Source organism: Hydrogenophaga sp. (assembly GCF_050250835.1).
GTDB lineage: Bacteria > Pseudomonadota > Gammaproteobacteria > Burkholderiales > Burkholderiaceae_C > Hydrogenophaga.
Map to the genome: position 1 here is coordinate 91,241 of NZ_JBFWNX010000013.1, position 20,148 is coordinate 111,388.

General features: G+C 64.6%; 19 protein-coding genes. 14 read left to right on the forward strand and 5 right to left on the reverse strand.

Annotated features, from left to right (window positions below):
• Positions 1-20: 20 nt before the first annotated feature.
• The 5 genes from AB7F11_RS16165 to AB7F11_RS16185 form a co-directional block, all read right to left on the reverse strand.
• Positions 21-893, reverse strand: coding sequence for a sterol desaturase family protein (locus AB7F11_RS16165; protein WP_428290191.1), 873 nt, complete (start codon positions 891-893; stop codon positions 21-23).
• Positions 890-2,071 carry an MFS transporter gene (locus AB7F11_RS16170; protein ID WP_428290190.1) on the reverse strand — a complete coding sequence of 394 codons (1,182 nt, stop codon included), beginning with the start codon at positions 2,069-2,071 and terminating at the stop codon, positions 890-892. The genes AB7F11_RS16165 and AB7F11_RS16170 overlap by 4 nt, the downstream gene beginning before the upstream one ends.
• 18 nt (positions 2,072-2,089) lie before the next feature.
• The gene (locus AB7F11_RS16175; RefSeq protein ID WP_428290189.1) at positions 2,090-2,440 is read right to left on the reverse strand and encodes a DsrE/DsrF/TusD sulfur relay family protein; all 351 of its coding nucleotides are present in this window, start codon (positions 2,438-2,440) and stop codon (positions 2,090-2,092) included.
• Positions 2,441-2,460: 20 nt separating this feature from the next.
• Entirely contained in the window at positions 2,461-3,129 is a 669-nt protein-coding gene (locus tag AB7F11_RS16180; protein ID WP_428290188.1) for an ArsR/SmtB family transcription factor, read from the reverse strand.
• A gap of 363 nt (positions 3,130-3,492) precedes the next feature.
• Positions 3,493-4,881, reverse strand: coding sequence for an FAD-containing oxidoreductase (locus AB7F11_RS16185; RefSeq protein ID WP_428290187.1), 1,389 nt, complete (start codon positions 4,879-4,881; stop codon positions 3,493-3,495).
• Positions 4,882-6,113: 1,232 nt separating this feature from the next.
• Here AB7F11_RS16185 and AB7F11_RS16190 point away from each other — a divergent pair.
• The 14 genes from AB7F11_RS16190 to AB7F11_RS16255 all read left to right on the forward strand — a co-directional run bounded on the left by AB7F11_RS16190 (position 6,114) and on the right by AB7F11_RS16255 (position 20,147).
• Positions 6,114-6,251 (forward strand): hypothetical protein, encoded by a 138-nt coding sequence (locus AB7F11_RS16190; protein ID WP_428290186.1) that lies wholly within the window; start codon positions 6,114-6,116, stop codon positions 6,249-6,251.
• Positions 6,252-6,262: 11 nt separating this feature from the next.
• Entirely contained in the window at positions 6,263-6,772 is a 510-nt protein-coding gene (locus AB7F11_RS16195; RefSeq protein WP_428290185.1) for a lytic transglycosylase domain-containing protein, read from the forward strand.
• A complete protein-coding gene (locus AB7F11_RS16200; RefSeq protein ID WP_428290184.1) occupies positions 6,769-7,059 on the forward strand; it encodes a TrbC/VirB2 family protein in 291 nt (96 codons plus the stop codon). The genes AB7F11_RS16195 and AB7F11_RS16200 overlap by 4 nt, the downstream gene beginning before the upstream one ends.
• An 18-nt stretch (positions 7,060-7,077) precedes the next feature.
• Positions 7,078-7,410: a type IV secretion system protein VirB3 gene (locus AB7F11_RS16205; RefSeq protein ID WP_428290183.1), complete on the forward strand. Its 333-nt coding sequence runs from the start codon at positions 7,078-7,080 to the stop codon at positions 7,408-7,410.
• Positions 7,403-9,913 (forward strand): VirB4 family type IV secretion/conjugal transfer ATPase, encoded by a 2,511-nt coding sequence (locus AB7F11_RS16210; protein ID WP_428290182.1) that lies wholly within the window; start codon positions 7,403-7,405, stop codon positions 9,911-9,913. The genes AB7F11_RS16205 and AB7F11_RS16210 overlap by 8 nt, the downstream gene beginning before the upstream one ends.
• A 440-nt stretch (positions 9,914-10,353) precedes the next feature.
• Positions 10,354-11,412 carry a type IV secretion system protein gene (locus AB7F11_RS16215; protein ID WP_428290181.1) on the forward strand — a complete coding sequence of 353 codons (1,059 nt, stop codon included), beginning with the start codon at positions 10,354-10,356 and terminating at the stop codon, positions 11,410-11,412.
• A gap of 27 nt (positions 11,413-11,439) precedes the next feature.
• Positions 11,440-12,135, forward strand: coding sequence for a type IV secretion system protein (locus AB7F11_RS16220; RefSeq protein ID WP_428290180.1), 696 nt, complete (start codon positions 11,440-11,442; stop codon positions 12,133-12,135).
• Between the two features lie 44 nt (positions 12,136-12,179).
• On the forward strand, positions 12,180-12,950 hold the full coding sequence (locus AB7F11_RS16225; RefSeq protein WP_428290179.1) for a virB8 family protein: 771 nt from the start codon (positions 12,180-12,182) through the stop codon (positions 12,948-12,950).
• On the forward strand, positions 12,947-13,861 hold the full coding sequence (locus AB7F11_RS16230) for a TrbG/VirB9 family P-type conjugative transfer protein (RefSeq protein WP_428290178.1): 915 nt from the start codon (positions 12,947-12,949) through the stop codon (positions 13,859-13,861). The genes AB7F11_RS16225 and AB7F11_RS16230 overlap by 4 nt, the downstream gene beginning before the upstream one ends.
• Positions 13,858-15,195, forward strand: coding sequence for a type IV secretion system protein VirB10 (gene virB10 / locus AB7F11_RS16235; protein WP_428290177.1), 1,338 nt, complete (start codon positions 13,858-13,860; stop codon positions 15,193-15,195). Before AB7F11_RS16230 ends, virB10 begins: the two co-directional genes overlap by 4 nt.
• Positions 15,192-16,334, forward strand: a complete 1,143-nt coding sequence (virB11, locus tag AB7F11_RS16240) for a P-type DNA transfer ATPase VirB11 (protein ID WP_428290176.1) — start codon at positions 15,192-15,194, stop codon at positions 16,332-16,334. The genes virB10 and virB11 overlap by 4 nt, the downstream gene beginning before the upstream one ends.
• On the forward strand, positions 16,331-18,370 hold the full coding sequence (locus AB7F11_RS16245; protein WP_428300146.1) for a type IV secretory system conjugative DNA transfer family protein: 2,040 nt from the start codon (positions 16,331-16,333) through the stop codon (positions 18,368-18,370). The genes virB11 and AB7F11_RS16245 overlap by 4 nt, the downstream gene beginning before the upstream one ends.
• On the forward strand, positions 18,367-19,011 hold the full coding sequence (locus AB7F11_RS16250) for an OmpA family protein (protein ID WP_428300147.1): 645 nt from the start codon (positions 18,367-18,369) through the stop codon (positions 19,009-19,011). Before AB7F11_RS16245 ends, AB7F11_RS16250 begins: the two co-directional genes overlap by 4 nt.
• 38 nt (positions 19,012-19,049) lie before the next feature.
• Complete coding sequence (locus tag AB7F11_RS16255; protein ID WP_428300148.1) at positions 19,050-20,147, forward strand: LPD7 domain-containing protein; 1,098 nt, start codon at positions 19,050-19,052, stop codon at positions 20,145-20,147.
• Position 20,148 lies beyond the last annotated feature (1 nt).

Sequence of the window (20,148 nt, forward strand, 5' to 3'; positions counted from 1 at the left end):
TCGGGTCAATCGTGGCGGGTTCAGAGCTTGGCGTCCGCAGCGGGCGGGGTCCAGTTGCGGCGATTGATGGCGTAGTCAGTCACTTCGCCCTTGAACGGCAACAGCAACATGCCGGTCAAACGTGCCACCTCGTGCGGGTCGGTGTGGCCGTGAATGCCAATCGTCATGCCCAGCTGGCCGGCGCGCGGCTGCTCGCGGTAGGTGCCGAAGAGACGGTCCCACCAGGCCAGGTTGAAGCCGAAGTTGGAGTTGCTCTCGTCGTCTTCCACCGAGTGGTGCACGCGGTGCATGTCGGGCGTGACGAGGAACCAGCGCAGGGCCTTGTCCAGTGCGCCGGGCAAGCGGATGTTGCCGTGGTTGAAGGTGGCACAGGCGCTGAGCACCACCTCAAAGACCACCACCGCCAGCACCGGCGCGCCCAGCAGCGTGATGGTGGCGAACTTGATGCCCATGGAGAGAACGATCTCCAGCGGGTGAAAACGCGTGCCGGTGGTGAGGTCGTAGTCGATGTCGGCGTGGTGCACGCGGTGCAGCCGCCACAGCGCAGGCACGGCGTGCACCATCACGTGCTGCAGCCAGATGACGAAGTCCATCGCCACCACGGCCAGCGGCACCGCGAGCCAGAACGGCACGGCGAAGTTGTTGAGCAGCCCCCAGCCCTTCTCCACACCCAGCGCTGCCATGCCGACCGCCGCGGTCGGGAACACGAAGCGCACGATCACCGTGTTGAGCAACACGATACCGAGGTTGGCGGTCCAGCGTTGCCGCCGGGTGAGCTGCAGGGCGCGGCGCGGGGACGCCAGTTCCCACAGGGCGACGAGGGCGAACACGCCGAAGAAGAAAGCCATGCGGATCAGCGGCTCGTTGGCAAAGACAAATTGTTCAAACTTCATAGGGCCCTCCGCAGACGCACGGTCTTCAGTTCGGTGCTCACAGAAGCCAGCAGGGCCAGCGCCAGGAACGGCACCACAGCGAGGTTCAGCGTTGCCCAGCCGTAGCGGTCGTAGAGCCAGCCTGCGGACAAGGTGGAAACCGCTACCAGGCCGAACACCAGGAACTCGTTGATCGCCTGCACCTTCAGCTGTTCGGCCGGGCGGTAGGTCTGCGTCAGCAGCGCGGTGCCGCCCACGAAGGCGAAGTTCCAGCCCACACCGAGCAAGACCAACGCCGAAGCGAAGTGCAGGAATTCCAGGCCCGACAGCGCCACAGCCACATGCGCCAGCAGCAGCACGAAACCGGCCTGCATGATGCGCGGCGCACCGAACCGCTTGATGAGGTTGCCGGTGAAGAACGACGGCGCGAACATGCCCACCACATGCCACTGGATCACCGGCGTGACGCTCGTCCCCGGCAAGCCGCAGCCCAGCATGGCCAGCGGCGTGGCGGTCATCACCATGATCATCACGGAATAGCCCACCGCCGCGCCCAGGATCGATGTGAGCAATAAGGGCTGCGACAGCAGTTCCCACACGGACCGGGCCGTGCCCACCGCCACGGTTGCCACCGGCTTGAGCCGGACCTGCGACAGCAAAACCAGCGCCGCCACACTGAGCACGGCCTGCGCCAGGTACGAGCCCACGAACGGCCCTGAGATGAACCAGTCCCGCCCCCATTGCCCCAGTTGCGGCCCCACAAACGCGGCCACCACCCCGCCCGCCACCACCCAGGAAATCGCCCGTGTGGTGTGTGCCGGGTCCACCGCCTCGGCGGCGGCGAAGCGGTAGTAATTGGCAAAGCCCTGGTAGCTGCCGAGCAGCAGGTGACCCAGAACGAACAGCTCAAACGATTGCTGCCAGAGGGCGTAGCCGGCCATTGCGCTACCCGTCACACCCAGGCCGGCGCCCATCAGGAAACCTGTGCGGCGGCCCCAGCGGCGCATGAGCATGGCCGCTGGCAGCGAAGCGATGGCCGTGCCCACCACCATCGCCGCCACCGGCAGCGTGGCAAGGCTTTTGTCGGGCGCCAGCAAGGCACCCAGGATGGCGGCCAGGCTCATCGACAGCACGATGGCCGAGAGCATCAGGGCCTGGCTGCCGGCCAGCAGGAGTACGTTGCGACGGCCTGGGAACATGGTGGGCTGTCGAGTCATTCAGAAAACCAGGACTTTGTCGGCCTCGGCGGTCCAGTCGGCCAGCTGGGCCAGCGTGGAGCGCTGCGCGCCTTCAACCATGTCGGCCTCGCCGAGGCCGCGCGCGTCCATGCAGGTGCCACACAAGGCCACTTCGCCCTTGCGCAAGACCCTGCCCAACATGAGCTGCACGTTGTAGTAACCCTCGGGCACTTTCTGGCCGGCCTTGGCGCAGCCCACGGCGTCGGCCATGAGGAACACGCGAACCTGCACACCGGCCTTGGCGGTCAGGGTGCCGGCGAGCCGCAGGCCGTTGTAGGCGCGTTCGTTGCCGTAGGGCGCGTCGTTGAGGATGAAAAGCACAACACTCATGGGGATCTCCTGGTTCATGTTCAATCAGCCTGCCGCTCCAGCGGCAGCCCGGCGGCCTGCCACTCGCTCACGCCGTCGGACACCTTGCGTGCGCGGTAGCCGCGCGCCTGCAGCAAGGCCACGGCTTCGTCGGAGAGCAGGCAGAACGGACCACGGCAATACGCCACGATCTCCTTGTCGCGCGGCAAAGAAGCCAGGTATTGCTCCACTTCGGCCAGCGGCATGGAGCGGGCGAACGGCAGGTGCGCCACGGCGTATTCGTCGGACGGGCGCACGTCGATCACCACCACTTCGCCACGCCGCGCCTGCGCCATCAAGGCCTCGCGGTCCACCGGAGCGAGCTGGCCAGGATTCGCCGCCATCTGGTCCAGCGCCAGGCGCAACTCCAGCAGGTGTTCTTCGGCCACCTCGCGCAGCTTCACGCCCAGGCCCGCCACGTCGGGGCCGGTGAGCCGGTAGTGGATGAACTTGCCTTCGCGCCGGCTGGTCACCAGGCGGGCGTCGCGTAGGGCTTTCAGGTGGGCGCTGGCGAGCTTGATGTCGATGGACAGCTCGGCCGCAAGCGCATCGACCGACTTTTCGCCCTGCGCAAGCATCTCCAGCAGTTCGAGCCGCTTGGGGCTGGCCAGGGCTTTGCCGATGCGGGCGACCTGTTCGTAGAGCAGGTCTTTGAGTTGACGGTTTTTCATACCGTCATTCTAACGATATTTAGAATATTGGTGCAACATGCGTTTTGGCTGACGACGCAACCGGTCGAAATGGGGCGTGGAGCCCCCCCCCCAAAGGTGAGTCTTGTGCTTGAGCGAAGACAGCCAGGATTGGTCGCAGACAAACTCAAAAAAGCGCCTCACTTATGAACAATGCGCTTGACCATGAATGAGCCGTTGAAAGCGCAGATCGCGCCCACAGCAACCGGTGTGAGCAGCTCTTGCGACAAAGCGAAGTTGCCCGCCGTGAAACCAGCGCCATAAACCCCCAGTCGTACAGCGTCAGCGATGACGACAGCAACGGCTCATGTCGCGACGCCCGCGCAGGGCGAATGCGCTGACGGATCAGACCATCGGTTTCAGTTGCTGCATCAGCGTTGGCACCAGTTCCGAAACCGTCGGATGGATGTGCATCGCTCGCGAGAGCACCGTGTAGGGCTGCTGGGCCACCATCGTGTCGAGCAGCCCATGGACCACCTCGTCACCATGGAGGCCGAGGATCGCGGCCCCCATCACCCGCTGGTTTGCAGCATCCACGAGCACCTTCATGAACCCCTGGGTTTCGCCGTTCTCGCGCGCGCGCCCCACGCGCTGCATCGGCATCTGGGCGTGCAACACCTGGCGGCCCTGGGCCAGGGTCGCGCGCGCCTCGGTCTCTGTCATGCCCACACGGCCGAGCGGCGGGTCGATGAAGAGCGCATAACAAGCGATGCGATCCGAGACGCGGCGCGGATCGTTGTCGAACTGGTTGGCGACCACGACTTCGTGGTCGTTCCACGAGGTGTGCGTGAAGGCGCCGCGGCCGTTGCAATCGCCCACCGCCCAAACCCCATCGGAAGTCGTGCGGCACTGATCGTCGACCGTGATGTAGCCGCGGTCGTCGGTCTGGATGCCGACGGCCTCCAGACCCAGGTCTTCCGTGTTCGGTCGCCGGCCCACGGCCAGCAGAACATGGCTGGCGTTGATGCTGGGCCGATCGTCGCCACAGGCCGCGCCGACCTGGATCCCTTGGCCTTCGCGCGACAGCGAGATGCACTCCGACGCCAGGGCAAAGCGCACACCCTCGCCCTCCAGGATCGATCGAATGCCGGCAGAGACATCCGGGTCCTCACGGGACAGCAGTTGCGGCGACCGCTCCACTACGGTCACCTCCGCTCCGAAGCGGCGCATCATCTGCGCGAACTCCAGACCGATGTAGCTGCCACCGACGATGACCAGGTGTTCGGGCACGCGGTCCAGCTCCAGGATCGAGACGTTGTCGAGTGTGGGCACGGTGTCGATGCCGGGAATATCGGGGCGCACCGAGCGGCCGCCCACGTTCAGGAAGATGCGCGGTGCCGTCAAGCGGCGTCCGCCGACTTCCAGCGTCGCTGCGGCCACGAAGCGGGCCTCTCCAACGATGACTTCGGTGTCCTTCAGGCTCCGCATCCAGGATTCAAGTCCTTCGCGCGACTTGCCGACGATGCCGTCTTTGCGTGCCTTGACACGGGCCATGTCCACCCGGAGCTCACCGGTATCGAAGCCGAATTCGCCGCCGCGGCGCGCCAGGTGCATGGCGCGCGCGCTCGCAACCAGGGTCTTCGTCGGTACGCAGCCGACGTTGAGACAGGTGCCCCCAAAGTGTCCGCGCTCGATGACAGCGGTGCGCAGGCCCTCCTTGCTACAGCGCGCTGCGATGGCGGGACCTGCCTGACCGGCCCCAACAATGATCGCGTCGAAGGATTCACAAGTCATGGTTGACCCTTCCGGTATGGGTGACCAGGCAGTATCTCGCTGAACGAGCGAAGTTTCCAGCGGTCAGCCGTGGTTCCTTCTCATGGCACCGACGAGATCGAGTGACTGGATTGGGACTTGCTTTCTCTGGCATCCGAGGACAGGTCAAGGTCCTCATCGCCAGTTGCAATCTTTCGAGTGCGGTCATTCCGCCACAGACGGGGGCCTATCGCCGGTGACCCACACGCGAACGACTGCTGTCACAAAGACCGAATTTCTCGACAGCATCCGCACATGACCACTTCCAAAGTGACTTGTCGCTCGACTGGAAAAGTGCCACCGGCGCTTTCGGGTCGGTCACGTCCCCCGACTGCCGTAAGCCGCAAAGTGCTGCTCCCTTTAATCGAAAACAGAAGCGCGACACACATCACAGTACGTGGGAAAACGTGTTCGCATTAATCGCGTGACACGCACCGCGATCAGATCGCTTATGGATATCTTTCGAAAAAATTCATAGCCGTGCAGCTTGGAGTGCGTCGACAATCTGTCTGGGGCGGCCTTGAACAGCCGTCCCTCCTCCCTGAAAAGTCATGTGACAGCGACTTTGATTTACCCGGCCCTCGCGCCGGGTTTCCTTTTTCTGGCGCGCCAAGGCGGCAGGGGCCTCGCGCGCAACGAATGTGCTGGAAAACAGCCCAAATCCAGCAGTGACGCAGGGGGTTTCAAGCCCTACATTGACTTCACGGTGCTCAGAGCGCAGGCAACCAAGCCGCATCTAGAGCAACGTCGAACCAAGGGGCTTGACCATGAACCATCCATCGCACGCAGACACCCTGAGCGACCGTACTGCCGGATCGGCAGACCTACCAAGAAGCCTGACCACAACGTTGACCAGCGCAGCCACCGGCTTGTTGCTCAGCTTGGCGCTCCTTGCCCCTACCGCGGCTCGGGCCGTCGATGGTTGCCTGGTGCTGCTGTGTTTCGCGGCACCGAGCTGGAAGGCGATCCCGCAGTGTGTGCCACCGATCCGGCAAGTGCTTCGCGATCTGGCGCGTGGTAAGGGCTTCCCGTCGTGCGGTATGGCCGGTGCAGGCAACTCGGCCCACCACGCCTGGGCCAGAGCCCCGGGCAACTGTCCGCCCCAGTACACCCGGGTCCACGAATCGGAAAGCGGCCCAATCTACGCCTGTGACTATTCGGGTGCTGTGTCTGTGTCCATCGAAGGCAAACCGTTCACGCGGACCTGGTGGAACATGAGCGGTGACACCGTCACAGACTTCAGTCCGGCCGCCAAAGCCCAGCTGGGCAGCTGGGACACCCGGTTCGACGACGAGCACGCAGCCTGGAAGGCCGCCCTGCCCCCTGCGCCAACCGCAGACGCTGGGTATTGAGGACCGTCGTCATGGATACCTCCACATTCCTGGCACTCGCAATGGCCTGCGCACCTCAGGTACACGCCAGCACTGCACACGCCCTGGTCACCGTTGAAAGCGCCCTCAACCCCTGGGCAATTGGTGTGGTCGGTGGTGCGTTGCAACGCCAGCCGCGCCACCGCACCGAAGCGATTGCCACGGCAAGAGCGCTGCAGGCCGCCGGGCGGAACTTCAGCGTCGGCCTGGGGCAGATCAACGTGGGCAACTTCCCGCGCTTGGGCCTGTCGCTGTCCACAGCCTTCGAGCCTTGCATCAACCTGGCCGCCATGCAGACCGTGTTGATGGAGTGTTTCGAGCGAGCACAACGAAAGTCAGCTCGGGCATCGGCCGACCAGGCCGCCCTGCGCGCCGCCCTCTCCTGCTACTACAGCGGCAACTTCTCCACCGGCTTTCGCCATGGCTACGTGGGCAAGGTGGTCGCCGCTGCCAGAAACCCCATTCGAGTCAGTCCACTAAACCCCATGAAGGAGCCGTCATGAACCGCTTTTGTCTCTTCGTACCCCAGCGCCACACCGCAACCGCCCTGCTGATGTTGGCCGTAGCCTCCAAGGGCTGGGCGCAGGGCTTCGACAAGATCAACACGACGGTCACCAACGTCAACACCATCCTGGTGACGATCTCGATAGCGGTGGTGACAATCGCGATCATCTGGGCTGGCTTCAAGATGATCTTTCAAGGCGCACGCCTGGCCGATGTGGCCAACGTGCTGATTGGCGGCACGCTGGTGGGTGGTGCGGCGGCCTTCGCCAGCTACATCGTCAGCTGACGGCTCAAGGTGCCGACCATGCAAGCCGAAGCCATCTACAAGGGCGCCACGCGTCCGGCCATGAAGCTGGGCATTCCGCTGGTACCGCTGGTGATCCTGTTTGGCACCGGCATGTTGCTGATCATGTGGGGCGGCATCCTGGTGAGCTGGTGGATCGCGCTGGGCGTGGTGTTGTCCTTCGCGCCGGTCCTGCTCTGGATGCGCTGGTTGACAGCCCGCGACGACCAGCGGTTCCGGCAGATCTTTGTGGCCCTCAAGCTGAAGCTGCACGACCGCAACCGCCGGTTCTGGCGTGCGCGCAGCTACTCGCCCACGCTTTACCGGGGAGGCTCCGATGTTTGGCATGTTTGACCGATCTGGCACTGCGGCACTTCGGCGACCTGGCCGACCTGCGCAGCCTTCGCCCAACAAGGCGCAGCCGCGTCACTGGACACAGGCGCTGAAGGAAAACCCGCTCACGCGGTTTGTGCCCTTCTCTTCGCTGGTCAGCGAGCACGACGTCATCACGCGTGGCGGGGATTTCATGCGCGTGTGGCGTCTCGACGGCGTGGCCTTTGAATGCGCTGATGACCACCTGATCGCCGACCGGCATGAAGCCCTGTGCAGCTTGCTGCGCAACCTGGCGGGTGGCCAGTGGGCCGTGTGGACACACCGGCTGCACCGCAAGGTCCAGGACCGGCTGGAGGACCCACCGCAACCCGGCTTTGCACACGACCTCTCGCAGGCCTACCAGGCCAAGCTGGGTGAGCGCGCCATGATGAGCAACGAGCTGTACCTGACGCTGGTCTACCGGCCCAGCACCTCGCGCATCAGCCGCGCGCTGCAATCGACCCAGCGCTCAAAGACGGCAATTGCCGCAGCGCACACCGAAGCCCTGCGGGTGATGGAAGAAAGAACCGCCTTCGTGCACCGGGTGCTGCGCGGCTTCGGCCCTCAACTGCTGGGGGCACGCACGCAGGGCGAGCGCAAGTATTCAGAGCTGGCGGAGTTTTTGGGCTACCTGGTCAACGGCTGCTGGAGGCCAGTGCCGCTGGCGGCCGGGCCGCTTTACCGAACCCTGCCGACCACCCGTCTGTCTTTCGGCGGCGACAAGCTGGAGCTGCGTCATGGTGAACAGCGCCGCTGCGCCGCCCTGGTGGACATCAAGGAATACGCCGACGCAGTCGAGCCCGGCATCCTGAACTCGCTGCTCTACGAAGACAGCGAATTCATCGAAACCCAAAGCTTTTCGATACTTCCCAGGCGCGAAGCCATGCGGGTGCTGGAACTGCAGCGCGACCAGTTGATCGCCAGCGACGACGTGGTGGCCAGCCAGATCGCGGACATGGACGAAGCGCTCAACGAGCTGGGCGATGGGCAGTTCTGCATGGGCGAGTACCACTACAGCCTGGTGGTGTTCGGTCAACCCGGCGAAGACAGCCTGGCCGATGCCGGGCGGCGGGCCGCGCAAGCGATTGGTGCGGTGGGCGAAGCATCCAGCCTGCAGATGTCGCCGGTTGATCTGGTGGCCGACGCAGCCTGGTTTGCCCAGATGCCGGGCAACTGGCAGTGGCGCCCGCGCGATGCCAAGCTGTCATCGCGAGCCTTTGCCGCCCTGGCCAGCGGTCACAACTTTGCCCGGGGCAAGCGCGACGGCAACCCCTGGGGGGAAGCGCTGGCCTTGTTGCGCACCCCATCGGGCCAGCCCTTCTATCTGAACCTGCACAGCAGCCCTGAAGGAGAAGACTCTGCCGACAAGAAGCTGCCGGGCAACACCATCATCATCGGGTCCACCGGCGTCGGAAAGACCACGCTGGAGATGTTCCTGCTGACACTCACCCGCAAGTGGGACCCGGTGCCGCGCCTGGTCCTGTTCGATCTGGACCGAGGCTGCGAGATCGCGATCCGGGCTCTGAATGGCCGGTACTTCACCCTGGAAGCTGGCAAGCCCACGCACCTGAACCCGCTGCAGCGCGATCCCACCCCGGCGCGCATCCAGTTCTGGGAGCAGCTGATCCGCACCTGCATCGCCACCCCGGCCCTGCCGCTGCTGCCTGCCGATGAACGCGCCATCGCGGACGCTGTGAAGACCGTGTCCATGATGCCGCCGGCCCTGCGCCGCTTCTCCACGATCCGGCAGAACCTGCCGAAGTCGGGCGAGAACAGCCTGTATGAGCGGCTGGGGCGCTGGTGTGAGGGCGGTGCCCTTGGGTGGGTGTTCGACCAGGCCAACGACCAGCTGATGGACTTGGACGCCGCATCGGTGATTGCCTTCGACACCACCGAGTTTCTGGACCTGCCCGAAGTGCGCACGCCCGTCATGCTCTACCTGCTGCAGGTAATGGAAGAGTTGGTCAACGGCGAACGGCTGATCTACGTGATTTCCGAGTTCTGGAAAGCGTTGGACCACGAAATCTTCAGCGACTTCGCCAAACAGAAGCAGAAGACCATCCGCAAGCAAAACGGCCTGGGCATCTTCGACACCCAGAGCCCTTCCGATGTGCTGCGCCACCCCATCGGGCGGACCATGGTCGAACAGAGCGTCACCAAGATCTTCCTGGCAAACCCAGAAGCGGTGCGCGAGGAGTACGTCGAAGGCTTTGGCCTGAGCGAGGCCGAGTTCGGCATCGTGCGCAGCCTGGGCGCGCAGGGCGGGCGCCGCTTCCTGGTCAAGCAAGGCCACAGCAGCGCCATCTGCGAGCTGGACCTCAGCGGCATGGACGATTTCATCACCGTGCTCTCAGCCACCACCGACAACGTGGCCCTGCTCGACACCGTTCGTGAACGACACGGTAACGATCCGTTTCTGTGGCTTCCAGAGCTACTGCGCGAGGTTCAGGATCGCAAATCCCGTACATCCAGGAGAGCTTCATGAAGACCCACGCTCGACTTTTCGCGTTGATCGCTTTGGCGCTGGCCACCGGCGCCGCTTCTGCCCAGTTCGTCAAGGGCAACGAAGCTGTCAAGGTCTTGCCTGATGGAAAAGTCGTGGTCGAAATTCCACCGATACCCACTTCGGGATCAGCCAGCAAGTTGAAACCTTGCGCCGCTGCTGCGGGTTGCCATCCAGGACCCTGGCACATGGTGGAAACACCCGCTGGTCTGCGCGAATGCACGGAGCCCTTTGCGCGCCCAACAAGCTGCAGATCGTCCACCTACGGGACGCAAAAAATCTCCCGTCTGTGGATCGCAAAGAAGGGCTCGTCCTGGCTTTGGTGCCAGTACCCGAGCTTGGCGAAAAAGTGCGTGGACATGCACGCCAGGCCACCCCTGAACCTTCCGGTTTCCGCCGTTCAATAAACATTGGAGCGTCGCATGTTCGCCTGGGTCGGGTCACAGTTTGACGCCATCTTGAGCAGCTATGTGCTGGGGGTGGTGTCGGCGCTGATGGCTGCCATCGCACCCATCGCCTTGACGGCGATGACGATCTGGGTCGCGCTGTACGGGTGGGCGGTGCTGCGCAACGAGGTGCCTGAAACAGTGCCCACCTTTGCCTGGAAGGTGTTCAAGATCGGCCTGGTGCTGGCCTTCGCGCTCCAGTCCGGTTTTTACATCAGCAACGTGTCGGACACCGCCAATGCGCTGGCCATGGGCGTGGCCTCTACTTTTCTGCCGTCGGGCGTGGACCCCAGCACAGTGAGTTCGCCTTACGCATTGCTCGACAAGTTCAACGACGACGCCAGTGCACAGGTGGCCGACATCATGAAAGAGGCCAGCATGTTCCGGCTGGACCTCGTGCTGGCGGGCGCCATTTTCTCCATCGGTTCGGTGCTGTTCCTCTGTATTGGCTTGTTTGTGGTCACGCTGGCCAAGCTTTTCCTGACGTTCGTCATCGCCGTTGGGCCGCTGTTCATCCTCTGCCTGGCTTGGCGGCCGACCACCCGCTTCTTTGACAGCTGGTTGTCGATGGTGTTGAACGCGGTGGTTCTCACCTGGTTTGCCTTCTTCGCTCTCGGATTGAGCGCCTTTATGGGTAACCAAATTTTCTTGGCCATTCACAGCGGTGGAGGGTTTCTTGGCGGCACTTTCAATGTCCTGGGCGAGGCCACGCGCTATTGCGTGCTCATGATCCTCATGGCCATTCTCTGCTTCCAGGCGCCCAGCCTGGCCTCTGCCCTCACTGGCGGTGCCGCCATTCAGCAAGGCATTCAGATGATCCAGAACGCGATGATGGTTTCGGGCCTGCGTTCGTCACGCGGTGCCCGTGCCGCTTCGGGCGCAGGTGGCGTCATCCGGTCTGGCACAGGTCTGCCGTACGCCGCGGGCGTTGCAGCCGGCTCCACTGGACGCTACGCCAGTGCCATGGCCCGCCGAGGCTACGGCGCTGCCCGTTCTGCCGCCTACAAACTCGCCGCCCAACGCGGCCGGTCCTGACCACCCCACCCAACCCAGGAGTTCACCATGCACACCCGCCTCAAAGTTGCCGCTGCCGTCATCATTGCTTTGGGCGCCAACCACGCCCGGGCCACCGGCATTCCCGTGATCGATGTCGCCAACTTGGTCCAGACCGTGCAGCAGGTCATCAACGACATCACCAAGATCAACAACCAGATTCAGCAGATTCGACAGCTGCAAACCCAGATCGAGAGCATCAACGGCATCCGAAACCTGGGCGACGTGTTCAACAACCCGCTGCTGAAGAACTACGTCCCGGCCGAAGCCTTCACGCTCCTCAACGCGGTCAACACCTCGGGCTACAGCGGGCTGAACGCCACCGCGAAAGTGCTGCGCGATCTGAACATGGTCTACAACTGCATGGACCTCACCGGCGACGCGCGCACCAGCTGCCAGGCCGCGCTGGCTCAGCCGTATCAGCAGAAGGGCTTGCTGCAGGACGCGATGAAAGCTGCCGCTGGCCGCCTCACCCAGATCCAGTCGCTGATGACCCAGATTAATGCGACCACTGACCAGAAGTCGGTGCTGGAAATCCAGGCCCGCATCGGCGCTGAAAACGCCCTGCTCGCCCACGAGGTGTCGCAGGTGCAGATGCTGCAAGGCATGGCCGACAGCGAAGAGCGCATCGCTCGTTCACGCGAGCGCGAACGGCAGTACGAGATGTTGGGCCGCACCGGCAAGGTGGCGGACTTTCTGCCGTAACACCGCCTGAGTCCCGCCGCCACCCAGTCCCAACGGAGAACCCCATGAGTGCCATCCTGTTGTCAGGTAAAGCCGCCGCATGGCCAAAACGGCCCCCTGAGCCTGCGAAAGAGGCCGAATCGGCGCCATTCAACGCGAACCGCGACTGGGAAATCGATCGTGCCCTGATGCTGGAACGCTCGGAACGCCGGGCCTGGCGCGTGGCGATCGCAGGGTTGGTGCTCGGCCTGATCGGCATCGCTGCCGTGTTTGTGCAGGGGCCACTGCGCCGCGTGGTGGAAATCCCCATCGTGGTGGACCGCGTCACCGGCGAAACCACCGTCCAGCAGCGGCTGAGCGAAGAAACCATCCCCGCCATGGAGGCGCTGGACAAACACAACCTGGCGGCCTTCGTGCGAGCGCGTGAGAGCTACAGCTGGATGTTCCTGCAGCGTGATTTTGACCAGGTGGCGCGCATGGCCGTGCCGGGTGTCTTTGCTGAATACAACCGACAGTTCGAAGGCGACGGGGCGCTGCAAAAGAAGATCGGCGCCGCTGAGGAATGGCGCATCAACATCGTGGGGGTGCGCCTGCGGGCTTCCGGGCGAAGCGGCAACCTGAGCGACGCCACGGTCACCTACGACAAGGTGGTTCGGCTGACCGACCGCAACCTGCCAGACGTGACCACCCGCCACGTGGCCAGCATCGTCTACCAGTACCAGCCCAAGGTGCTCGCCAAAGAGGCCGACCGGCTGGAGAACCCGTTCGGCTTCGTGGTCACCGCCTACCGGTCCGACCCGGAGATCAACACCCAGCCTCAGGGAGCACGGCCATGAAGCGCACCGCCTTGACTGTGTTGATCGCCTGCTTGTTTTCTTCGGGCCTGTTCGCTCAGACGAAAGCGAAACCAACCGACCCGCGCTTGCGCGCCGTGGTCTACGACCCGCTGGAGGTGGTGACCGTTCCGGTCAAACGGGGCATGGTGACCCTGGTCGTGTTTGACCAGGACGAGGTGATCACCGAAGTGGCCGTGGGCCAGGGCGGCGACTGCAGCAAGGCGGAAGCTGTCTGGTGCGTGGCGGCTCAGCCGGGCGGGCGAACCCTGTTCGTCAAAGCCAAGTCCGGTGCGGATGCGCCCAACAACCTGGCCGTGGTCACCGACCGGCGCACGCATGCGCTGCGTTTTGTGGTGCTGCCGGACGGCGACCGCCAGCAACCGGTCTATCGTCTGAGCGTCAAGGCACCGCGTCAGCCCAAGCCTACTTCCGGCTTGACGCAGCAGGACATCGCTGCGCTCGCTGCCCTGCCCCCGGTTCCGCCAGCACCCACACCCCAGCAACTGGTGGCTGAGCGACTGCAGGCCAAACCCACCGTGATGAACACCCAGTATTCGCTGGCCGAGGGCGACGGGTCGCAAGACATCGTGCCCACCCTGGTCTACGACGACGGGCGGTTCACTTACCTGCGATTCCCAGGCAACCGCGAAGTGCCTGCCGTGTTCCATGTGCTCGGCGACGGCAGCGAGACCCTGGTCAACGCCCGAATGGAAGACGATCAACTGGTCGTGGACCGCGTCAGCCGACAACTGATGCTGCGGGCTGGCATGGCGGTGGTCGGCATCTGGAACGAGGCCTTCGATCTGGATGGCTCCCCGGCGGAAGGTGCGACCACCGTCCCGGGTGTGCTGCGGGTGCTCAAGGCAGCCAACGCATCTCTCGACAACCGCCCCACCGGAGTCAAGCAATGAACGATCAAGCCAACGCACAAGGTCCGTCCACCGCTGAGCCACCGGACGGCAACACCATCACCCCGCTGCCAGGCGAGGCTGGCATCCCCCAGGTGACGGAGGCACGCAGCAGCAACTGGTCGCGCAAAGGGGCGCTCGGGCTTGGCATGATGGTGCTGACCTTGGTGCTCTTCGCAGGCTTCGCCATCAACCGCTACCTCACCAGCGATTCGGCGGCGGACGAAGATTCCAAGATGGTCCGGGACAAGCCTTCTGCAGCCAGCGCAGGGACACGCGCCCTGGACATGACGGCACCACCTACGCCGCGCATACCCGCTTTGCTGCCGACCAACGAGGTCGCTGAGCCCATTGGAGTCCGCAGTGGTGCGCCTGCTTCGCCCAAAGGCCCCTCGGCCGATGATGCCCCGGTGCTGATCGTGTCTTTACGTCCTGGCGCGCTCTCTGGAACGTCAGGGATGCCGAATGCAACGGTGCCCGGCGACGCCTCGGCGAACCCAGACGATCCAGTCGCCAACACCGGCCGCAACCTGCAGGCCTACCAACGCCAGCTGCAGGGACTGCTCGACAACCTGACCCAGAGCACGGCCATGGCCAGCGGACAAGGCAGCAACACGGCCAACCTGGGTGCCATGGGCTCCATGGCAGGCGCCTCACCGGGTGCGGGTCTGCCCGCTCCAGTTGCGGGGCTGTTCGGCGGTCAGTTGCAAGGTTCGGCCACCCCCAAGGTCGCGGCCAGCACGCTGGGCGACCGCAGCCTCACCCTGCCCAAGGGCACAGCCTTTACCTGCGCCCTCAAAACCAGGGTGATCAGCGCCACGTCAGGCCTGGTGGGCTGCCAGGTCCAGCGCAACGTGTACGGCGACAACGGGCGCGTGCTGCTGATCGAGCGCGGCTCGCACCTGGACGGGGAGTACCGCATCTCCTCCGTCCGGCCCGGCATGGTTCGCATCCCGGTGTTGTGGACACGGGTGCGAACGCCGCACGGCGTGACGGTGGACATCGAGTCGCCCGGCACTGGCCAGCTGGGCGAGTCCGGTATCGATGGCTTCGTAGACAACCGCTGGGGCGAACGCATCGGCGCGGCCATGCTGCTCTCGCTGATCGATGACTCGGTCAAGCTGGTGATCCAGAACCAGTCTCAAGACCAGCAGGCCGACACCATCGTGCTGCCGTCCACCACCGACAACACCAGCAAGCTGGCGGAAAAGGTGCTGGACAGCACCATCAACATCCCGCCCCTGCTGTACCAGAACCAAGGCGGCATCGTGGGCATCTACGTCGCCCGCGATGTGGACTTTTCTTCGGTTTACGAACTCCAGCCGGTGCATCGATGAACACCCTGCCCGGCATTGAAGAAGACCCGCGCGACGGCTGGTGCGGCGACGCCACCTCGGTAGTTGAATTCCTGCGCCCGCTGCGCGAACAGCTGGACGCTCCAGGCATGCTGGAGGTCTGCGTGAACCGCCCCGGCGAGCTGCAGGTGGAAACGGTCCATGGTTGGCAAACGGTCAACGCACCGGCCATGACACAGGAGCGTTGTTTGTCCCTGGCCACTGCGCTGGCCACCTACTGCGACCAGCAAATCAACCAGGAACGCCCGCTGCTTTCGGCCACGTTGCCCACCGGCGAACGCATCCAGTTCGCCATACCGCCCGCGGTGCCACGCGGCACTGTGTCCATCACCATCCGCAAACCGTCGAACGTGGTGCTCCGTTTGAGCGACTTCGAGCAGGACGGCCTGTTTGGCCGTGTGGGCGAAAGAGTCGCCACACAGAACCCGGAGCACAACGACGGCCTGCAGCCCTTTGAGCGGGAACTGCTGGCCCTGAAAGCCGCAGGGCGCTACGCCGACTTCATGCGCCTGGCCGTGCGCCACCACCGCACCATCGTGGTCAGTGGCAAAACCGGCTCGGGCAAGACCACCTTCATGAAAGGCCTGGTCGAAGAGGTACCGAAACACGAGCGCCTGATCACCATCCAGGACACGGCCGAACTGACGCTTCCGAACCACCCCAACGTGGTCCACCTGTTCTACAGCAAGGACGCCCAGGGCACGGCCCGGGTCACCGCCAAGTCCTTGCTGGAAGCCTGCTTGCGCATGAAGCCCGACCGCATCTTCCTGGCCGAGTTGCGCGGTGAAGAGTGTTTTTCCTTCATCCGGCTGGCCGCCTCCGGACACCCCGGCAGCATCACCAGCGTGCACGCCGGCAGTTGCGATCTGGCGCTGGAACAGATGTCGCTGATGATCCGCGAAAGCGGCGCGGGTGGCGGCCTGCGCATGGATGAAATCAAGGGCCTGCTGCGCATCGTGATCGACGTCATCGTGCAGTTCGACCGGGACGAAAGGGGCCGCTTCATCGCCGATGTGGCCTACGAACCCCGCCGCAGGCATCACGCACCCGGCCACCACCCGCTGCGCGCCAGCACTCTTGTGGAGTCTGGTTTTGCCGCCAGCGAGGGGGCGTCATCATGAGCCAGGCATTGGCCCTGCCCTTCGCCAGCTGGTCCATGGGCCGAAGGGTTGCCGCTGGCGCCTTCGCAACGCTCGTGGCCACCGCCCTGTTCGGTGCTGCGGTCTACGTCTCGGGGGTGTTGTTTCTGGTGCTCAGCAAGGCCGACCCCCGGCAGGCCCGCTGGGGCAGCATCGGCACCTACTGGCAGCTCTACGCCGACGACGCCATCTTGCGTCAACGACTTCTGACCGCCATGGCGCTGTCGGGTATCGGACTTCTGGTCATCCTGCCCGGCGCCTTGTTCGCTGCCGCCCGACCACGCCGAGCCTTGCATGGCGACGCGCGTTTTGCCTCGGCGGGCGAAGTGGCACGCGCGGGCCTTATCCATTCCGCCAACCGCCCCGATACTCCGAGCATCCTGATCGGCCGATTCAAAGGCCGCTACCTCGCCCTGCCCGGTCAGTTGTCGGTGATGTTGTCCGCACCCACCCGCAGCGGCAAGGGTGTGGGCGTGGTGATCCCCAACCTGCTCAACTGGCCCGACTCCGTCGTGGTGCTCGACATCAAGGGAGAAAACCACGCCATCACGGCGGGCTACCGCGCCGCCCACGGCCAGTCCGTCTACGCCTTCTCCCCCTTCGACGAACAGGCCCGCAGCCACCGCTGGAACCCGCTGACGGCGGTTCGCACCAGCCCGCTGCACCGGGTGGGCGATCTGCTGGGCATCGGCCAAGTGTTCTTCCCCAACGACGGCAGCGGCACCTCGTCCGAAGCCTTCTTCAACGACCAGGCGCGCAACCTGTTTCTGGGCCTGGGCCTGTTGCTGCTGGAAACCCCAGAGCTGCCCCGCACCGTGGGTGAAATGCTGCGCCAGTCTTCGGGCCAGGGTCGCTCCTTGAAAGACCACCTCAATGGCTTGATCAAGCAACGCAAGGAAGCCGACAAGCCCTTTTCCGACGAATGTGTGGACGCACTGCAGCGGCTGCTGAGCAACTCGGAGAACACGCTGTCCAGCGTCGTGGCCACCTTCCACGCGCCATTGACCATCTTCGCGGATGCGGTGGTTGATGCGGCCACCAGCGCCGACGACTTCGACCTGGGCCAGCTGCGGCGGCAGCGCATGTCGATCTACGTGCGCATCCCGCCCAACCGGCTGGCCAACGCCAGGCCGTTGCTCGCCCTCTTCTTCTCTCAGCTGGTCAGCCTCAACACGCAGCATCTACCCGAGCAGGACAAGACCCTCAAGCACCAATGCCTGCTGGTCAATGACGAGTTCGCCGCCATGGGGCGCGTGGGGATCATTTCCCAGTCGGCGGCGTTCCTGGCGGGCTACAACCTGCGCCTGCTCACCGTGGTGCAGGCCATGTCGCAGCTGGACGCGGTCTACGGCGACAAAGAGGCCCGCACCTTCGCCACCAACCACGGCCTGCAGATTCTGTTTGCGCCCCGCGAGCAGCGCGATGCTGATGAGTACAGCGCCATGCTCGGCCACTTCACCGAGCGCGCCACCTCGCGAGGGCGCAGCCGCTCGTTCAGCGGACACGGCCACAGCACCGTCAGCCGCAACGAAAGCGAGCAGCGCCGCGCCCTGCTGCTGCCGCAGGAATTCAAGGAGCTTGGCCGAGACCGGCTGGTGGTGATCTTCGAGAACTGCAAACCGATCCTGGGCGACAAGATCCGCTACTTCCAGGACAGGGCGTTCACGGCGCGCCTGATGCCCGCACCCGAAGTGAAGCCGATGGACATGGACCTGCACCTGGCCAAAGCCCAGCAACGCTGGCGCGTGGCCGACGACGAACTCCCTCCAGACAAAAAGGCGGTGCACGTTGAAGAGCTGGCCCACGACATCACGATCCTCAAAGACAAGCTGGAAGGTTCTGCAGCCGAAGCGGCTCAAACCTGCATCGACTTCTTCTGTCAGTTCGCAGCGCCAGAAGCGGATGGCGGAACCATCGAACCCGCCGACGAAGAAAACAGTGATCCCGCCCCCTCCACCCTGGAAGTTGCACCTGTGGTGGCGCCCCTGCGTCTCGAAACCTTGGGAGAGAACCCATGAACCCGACCCTCGTCCGCATTGCCTTGATCGCCTTGCTGAGCTTCCTGTTGAGCGCCTGCAGTTCGCCCCCCAAACCTCCCACCGTGGACGAATCGCAAAAGCGCCCCGCCAACGCCCAGATGGCCGTGGAGCTGCAGGTCTGCAAGAACGATCTGCAGAACAAACGCATCCAGGCCGTCGAGTCCGACCGCCTCGCCGAGACCACAGCCGCCACGCTGGCCCACATGGCGGCGCGGCAACAGCTGCTGGCGTCGATGCAAGAGAAGGCGATGGCCAATCGCGTGCACACCGTGTACTTCGCCTTCAATAGCACGCGCGTGTCGATCCCTGCCACCGAGGCCGCTACCTTGGCGGACGAAGCCAAAGCGTCACCGCTCGTCGTTCTGCGGGGTCGCACCGACGGCATCAGCGACTCATCTGCCGAAAGCCGCATCGCCCAGGCCAGGGCCGACGCCGTGCGCGACTACCTGGTCGCTGCCGGCGTGGACCCCATGCGCATCCGCGCCACCCACCAACCCAGCGGCGACCACGTGGCCGACAACCGCAGCCCACTGGGCCGACACCTCAACCGCCGGGTTGAGATCGAGCTGTACCGCGCCCTCCCCATGTCCACACAAGCCACGGTAGCGCCTCAACCCTGATCCGTGGTCATCAGACCTCATCACCCAAGGAGAAACCCATGGACGATAAAGCCGCACCCTCCCGCCGCGCGGACCGGTCTGCATCGGATGCCCCCGCGTCCGTGGGCGGCACGGTGGAGCCTGCCGACCGCGCCCTGGTCGCCATCCGCACCTTCCAGACGCCCGAGCCAGAACCGGGCGAGCGCTACGAACTGCGCGACCCCTTTGCCGACCTCACCTACCGCAGCGACCGCTACCTGGACATGACGGCCAAAGCCGACCAACTCGGCGCCAACCGTTTTGTGGCGCTGGACGCGAAAGGCCAGAAGTCGTTCGTTCACAAGGTGGATGGGCAATGGCAGCGTGAAGAGCCGCGCGAGCCACAACGCCCGTCCCCAACCACGCCCCCAGAGAAAGCCGCGCCAGAAGTGGCTCCGTCTGAGGCGTCAGCCCGGCTCGACGCCCAGGCCGAACGCGAAGCGCTCGTGGCCCGACTGGAGGCCGCGCTGACGGACCGTTACATCATCAAGCGCGCCCCGGTCACCTTGGGCGACCTGAACATCGGCCTCACCGAATACCGCTTCCGTGGGGACACATCGCGCGTCGCCTTCACCGAATCCACCTTCCGGCTGGCCACCGACACCAACAGCCCGTCGGTGGCGCGCTCCATGGTCGATGTGGCCGAAGCCCGCAACTGGCAATCCCTCCGGGTGACCGGCAACGAAGACTTCCGGCGGATGGTCTGGCTGGAAGCGGCCGCCCGTGGCGTCAAAACCCTGGGCTACGAGCCCAACCTGGCAGACCAGGAGCGCCTCAAGGTGGAGCGCGAGCTTCGACAGACCAATCGCATTGAACCCGCGCGGGAAGCCGGTGCGGCCCACGGTAACAACGCTGCCGACAAACCCGCAGGCCGAGGCAGCGGCGGGCGCAAGACCGTGCTCGCCGCCATCGAGGCCATCCTCGTGGCCAACCGTGTGCCCGAGAAGCGGCGCGAAGCCATCATGGCAGCGGCAGAACAGAAGCTCGCCCAACGCATCCGCGAAGGTCAGGTACCCAAGGTCAAGCTCTACGACAAGAACGCGCCATCACAAAGGCCCGTCGTCGCGCCGACGCAGGAGCAACAACGCACCCGAGAACGGGCCGCGCCAGCGCGCTGAG

Coding starts and splice junctions, on each gene's coding strand:
- AB7F11_RS16175 (WP_428290189.1), bottom strand. CDS start 2,440: ATGAGTGTTGTGCTTTTCATCCTCAACGACGCGCCCTACGGCAACGAA.
- virB10 (WP_428290177.1), top strand. CDS start 13,858: ATGAACGATCAAGCCAACGCACAAGGTCCGTCCACCGCTGAGCCACCG.
- virB11 (WP_428290176.1), top strand. CDS start 15,192: ATGAACACCCTGCCCGGCATTGAAGAAGACCCGCGCGACGGCTGGTGC.
- AB7F11_RS16245 (WP_428300146.1), top strand. CDS start 16,331: ATGAGCCAGGCATTGGCCCTGCCCTTCGCCAGCTGGTCCATGGGCCGA.
- AB7F11_RS16180 (WP_428290188.1), bottom strand. CDS start 3,129: ATGAAAAACCGTCAACTCAAAGACCTGCTCTACGAACAGGTCGCCCGC.
- AB7F11_RS16225 (WP_428290179.1), top strand. CDS start 12,180: ATGAGTGCCATCCTGTTGTCAGGTAAAGCCGCCGCATGGCCAAAACGG.
- AB7F11_RS16190 (WP_428290186.1), top strand. CDS start 6,114: ATGAGCGGTGACACCGTCACAGACTTCAGTCCGGCCGCCAAAGCCCAG.
- AB7F11_RS16200 (WP_428290184.1), top strand. CDS start 6,769: ATGAACCGCTTTTGTCTCTTCGTACCCCAGCGCCACACCGCAACCGCC.
- AB7F11_RS16185 (WP_428290187.1), bottom strand. CDS start 4,881: ATGACTTGTGAATCCTTCGACGCGATCATTGTTGGGGCCGGTCAGGCA.
- AB7F11_RS16215 (WP_428290181.1), top strand. CDS start 10,354: ATGTTCGCCTGGGTCGGGTCACAGTTTGACGCCATCTTGAGCAGCTAT.
- AB7F11_RS16255 (WP_428300148.1), top strand. CDS start 19,050: ATGGACGATAAAGCCGCACCCTCCCGCCGCGCGGACCGGTCTGCATCG.
- AB7F11_RS16230 (WP_428290178.1), top strand. CDS start 12,947: ATGAAGCGCACCGCCTTGACTGTGTTGATCGCCTGCTTGTTTTCTTCG.
- AB7F11_RS16205 (WP_428290183.1), top strand. CDS start 7,078: ATGCAAGCCGAAGCCATCTACAAGGGCGCCACGCGTCCGGCCATGAAG.
- AB7F11_RS16195 (WP_428290185.1), top strand. CDS start 6,263: ATGGATACCTCCACATTCCTGGCACTCGCAATGGCCTGCGCACCTCAG.
- AB7F11_RS16250 (WP_428300147.1), top strand. CDS start 18,367: ATGAACCCGACCCTCGTCCGCATTGCCTTGATCGCCTTGCTGAGCTTC.
- AB7F11_RS16210 (WP_428290182.1), top strand. CDS start 7,403: ATGTTTGACCGATCTGGCACTGCGGCACTTCGGCGACCTGGCCGACCT.
- AB7F11_RS16165 (WP_428290191.1), bottom strand. CDS start 893: ATGAAGTTTGAACAATTTGTCTTTGCCAACGAGCCGCTGATCCGCATG.
- AB7F11_RS16220 (WP_428290180.1), top strand. CDS start 11,440: ATGCACACCCGCCTCAAAGTTGCCGCTGCCGTCATCATTGCTTTGGGC.
- AB7F11_RS16170 (WP_428290190.1), bottom strand. CDS start 2,071: ATGTTCCCAGGCCGTCGCAACGTACTCCTGCTGGCCGGCAGCCAGGCC.